Source organism: Rhizobacter sp. P3_B12 (genome assembly GCF_056402895.1).
This window is the reverse complement of record NZ_JBFUGN010000621.1, coordinates 1-3,710: the sequence shown is the minus strand read 5'-3', so window position 1 is coordinate 3,710 and position 3,710 is coordinate 1. Positions and strand designations below refer to the sequence as shown.

The window sequence follows — 3,710 nt, the reverse complement described above, 5'->3', positions numbered from 1 at the left end:
ACCTTGTACGGCGGCGCCGGCAACGACTGGTACCGCGTTCTCGATCGCACGCGTTACGGATCGGTCAATGCGAGCTTCTTCACGGCGGTCACGCCCAACGTCGGCGAACTCGCCGGGCAGGGCACCGACACGCTGCAAAGCAACCTCTTCAGCGTCACGCTGCCCGACCAGGTCGAGAACCTCTACATCGGCTCGCTGATCAAGGCGACCGGCATCACCTACAGCTCGACCGACGTGCTGCGCTACGCGTACACCGGCAACACCGGCAACAACGTGATCGACCTGCAGACGGGCGGCGCGAACTTCAACTGGGTGAGCGGTGCGCCGATCGCCGGCACGCTGATCGACGGCGGTGCGGGTGCCGACACGATGATGGGCACCATGATCGACGACACCTACCTGGTCGACGATGTGGGCGACGTCGTGATCGAGAGGGCGGTCCTCGGCGACGGCACGCAACTGTCCACGCAGGACCGGGTGATCTCGACGCAAAGCTACACGCTCGGTGCCAACCTGGAGATGCTGACGCTGAGCGGCAGCGCGGCCACCAGCGGCGGCGGCAATGCGCTGGACAACACCTTCGACAGCTCGCAGAACACCGCGACCAACGTGCTGACGGGCCAGGGCGGCAACGACACCTACCGCATCGGGGTGAACGACACGGTGGTCGAGGCGGCCGACGGCGGCACCGACACGGTGATCGTCGACAGCCTGGCCGGCATCGCGGCCACGCGGCTGTCGCTCGCCGACCATGCGAACGTCGAGAACCTGCGCGCCGGCGCGCTGCTCGGCAACATCGACGTGCTGGGCAACGCCGGCAACAACGTGCTGTACGGCAGCAAGGCGAACAATGCCATCCAGGGCGGCGATGGCGACGACCGCCTCGAGTCGCTGGACTTCGCCGGCGTCACCTACAGCTCCTTCAACCAGCGCTACGACTACCTCGACTCCTACGACCAGCTCGACGGCGGCAACGGCAACGACACGCTGCGCGGCTACGGCGGGCACGACACCCTGCTGGGCGGCGCGGGCGACGACATGCTGGAGATCCGCGATGCCAGTTACGCGCTGCTCGATGGCGGAAGCGGCAACGACACGCTGACCCTCAGGCAGACCGGCAACGTGTCCTCGTATGTGCAGGTGCAGTTCGGCCAAGGTGCGGGCGTGGACCGGTTGAGCCCCGCAGGCGCGCGCAGCGAGGCGTCGTGGCAGGGCTCGAAGCAGGGCCTGTCGGCGATCGGCCTGGCGGTGGGCACCGATGCGAGCCGTCTGCGCTTCACGCAGCAGGACACCTCGCTCGTGATCGCGCTCGACGGCAGCGCCGATGCGTTGACGATCGAGGACTTCTTCTCGGGCCCGAACCAGGTCCGCACCGACCTCGACTCCATCCTGCTGCCCGATCGCACGCGGCTCACGCGCGATGCGATCGTCGCCGGCCTCGGCCGCAGTTCGATGGCGCAGGCGACGACGGGAACCGACCTGCTGATCGCCTCGGCCAGCGGTGGCGCACTGTCGGCCGGCGACGGCGACGACCAGCTGTTCGGCCAGGGCGCTGCGGATGCGTTGACCGGCGATGCAGGCAACGACGTGCTCAAGGGCGCCGGCGGTGCCGACACGCTCAGTGGCGGCGCAGGCGACGACACGCTCGTTGGCGGTGCAGGGGCCGACCAGTACGTCTTCGGCGCGAACTGGGGCCAGGACGTGGTGTCGGAGATCAAGCGCGACGAGAACTTCGTCGCAGGCGAGATGAACGCGGTGGATGACGGTGCCGTCGATGCGGTCGTCTTCCAGTCCGGCGTGCTGGCCTCCGACATCCGCGGCAAGAAGGACAATTTCGACCTCGTGCTCACCCATGCCGTCACCGGCGACACGATCCGCGTCACCGACTGGTTCCTGCCCGACGCAAGCACCGCCGGTCACGTGGAGGAGATCCGCTTTGCGGACGGCACGGTGTGGGGCCAGTCGCAGATCAACCAACTGCTCAGCCAGATCACCGGCACCGAGGGAGACGACAACCTCGAAGCGCTCCCCATCGACAGCACGCTGACCGGCCTCGGCGGCAACGACTGGTTGCGCGGCAACATCGGCAACGACACGCTGCTCGGTGGCGACGGCAACGACATGCTGATCGGCGACGCCGGCAAGGATCGGCTGGAGGGCGGTGCCGGCATCGACAGCTTGTACGGCGGCCTGGGCGACGACACGTACGTCATCGACAGCACGCAGGACAACATCAACGAGTACGACGGCGAGGGCACCGACACCGTCGAATCCGCCGTCACGCTGACGCTGGCGGCGACGCTGGAGAACCTGACGCTCACCGGTGCTGGCAACCTGGGCGGCACCGGCAACGGGACGGGCAATGTGCTGGTAGGCAATGCCGGCGCCAATGCGCTGAACGGCCTGGGGGGTGTCGACACGATGCGCGGCGGTGCCGGCGACGACACCTACACGGTGGACAACACGGACGACGTCATCGTCGAGAACGCGGGCGAAGGCACCGACACGGCGAAGAGCAACGTCAGCTACACGCTGTCCGCCAACATCGAGGCGCTGACGCTGACGGGCAGCTCGAACGTCAACGGCACGGGCAACGACCAGGCCAACACGCTCACCGGCAATGGCGGCGTCAACCGGCTGGACGGCGGCGCAGGGGCGGACGCGATGAGTGGCGGTGCGGGCAACGACACCTACGTGGTCGATGACACGAACGACAGCATCATCGAAGCGGCCAGCAGTGGCACGGATGCGGTCGAGTCCACCGCCACCACCTACACGCTGGCCGCGAACGTCGAGACGCTGACGCTCAAGGGCAATGCCAACATCGATGGGAAGGGCAACACGGCGGCGAACACGCTGGTGGGCAACGCGGGCAACAACGTGCTCGACGGCCTGGGCGGGCTGGACAACATGACCGGTGGTGCCGGCAACGACACCTACTACGTCGACACCGCCAACGAGGCCACCACCGAGCTGACCGGGGGCGGAACCGACACGGTCAACAGCACCATCACCTGGACGCTGGGCAACTTCGTCGAGAACCTGACGCTGCTCAACAGCAACGCGATCGATGGCACCGGCAACGGCCTGGACAACCTGCTGTTCGGCAATGCGGGCGTCAACGTGCTGAAGGGCCTGGAGGGCAGCGACACCTACAGCAGCGGCGCCGGCAACGACACGATGACGGACACCTCGACCAGCTCGAACGACGTCTACCGCTGGGGCCGCGGCGACGGCCTCGATACGATCACCGATGCGGGCGGCAGCGACCGCATCGAGATCGCCACCGGCGTCACCGCCGCGCAGCTCACGCAGACGCGCAGCGGCAACAACCTGGTGCTGGGCATCAGCGGCGTGACRGCCGACAAGCTGACGATCACGAACTGGTACGTCGGCACGGCCAACAAGATCGAGACGATCAGGCTGGCCGATGGCAGCACGGTGCCGATCACGGTGACSGCGTYGTCGAGCAGYGCACCGACCGAGAAGGCGATGCCCTTGCTGGTCGATTCGTGGAGTGCGCTGGATTCGGCGATGCGCATCGCGACGCCGCAACGCGAAGGCCTGCCGACACCGATCGGCGCCGACCCGGCCGCGGCGTCGGACGTGCTGGCGAGCGGCCTGTCTGGATCCGGCAACCACACGGCCTGGCGCGGTGAACGGCGTGAGCTGCGAGGTCTCGGCGCATGACCCAGCACGCCGTGCTCGAC

General features: G+C 67.7%; 1 protein-coding gene. It reads left to right on the top strand.

What is annotated here, in order from left to right:
* The coding region (locus tag AC1D01_RS24880; protein ID WP_477871117.1) for a beta strand repeat-containing protein at positions 1 to 3,690 on the top strand (3,690 nt) is incomplete at its 5' end.
* Between the last annotated feature and the right edge of the window lie 20 nt (positions 3,691 to 3,710).